Genomic DNA, 603 nt, shown 5'->3' on the forward strand with positions numbered 1-603 from the left:
CAAATATGGTTCTAGCACATCTTCAATGGTGTCTTTTTCTTCACCAATAGCGGCAGCCATATTGTCGAGTCCAACTGGACCACCACCAAATTTTTCCATGATAGCGAGAAGAAGCTTGCGGTCCATGTAATCGAAGCCCTGAGCATCGACATCCAACATATTAAGCGCTTTGTCAGCAACATCGGCACAAATATGTCCGTTGCCCTTCACTTCTGCATAGTCACGTACACGGCGCAATAGACGGTTCGCAATACGAGGCGTACCACGAGCTCGTCGAGCAACTTCTAACGCGCCTTCTGGCTCCATCGACAACCCTAGACAATCTGCACTGCGTTGAACAATGTTCTGTAGATCGTGCACTTTGTAGTACTCAAGACGCTGAGTAATACCAAAACGGTCACGCAGCGGAGAAGTCAAAGACCCCGCACGCGTCGTTGCACCAATCAATGTGAATGGTGGCAAATCAATTTTGATAGAACGTGCGGCCGGGCCTTCACCAATCATGATGTCCAATTGGTAATCTTCCATTGCCGGATACAGCACCTCTTCGACCATAGGGCTAAGACGATGGATCTCATCAATGAAAAGCACGTCGTTTTCCTC

General features: G+C 48.4%; 1 protein-coding gene. It reads right to left on the bottom strand.

Going from position 1 to position 603, the window contains the following annotated elements; translation table 11 throughout:
• The coding region (gene ruvB, locus R7093_RS26510; RefSeq protein WP_318147187.1) for a Holliday junction branch migration DNA helicase RuvB at window positions 1-603 on the bottom strand (603 nt) is incomplete at both ends.

Source organism: Vibrio sp. 1580, from assembly GCF_033340055.1.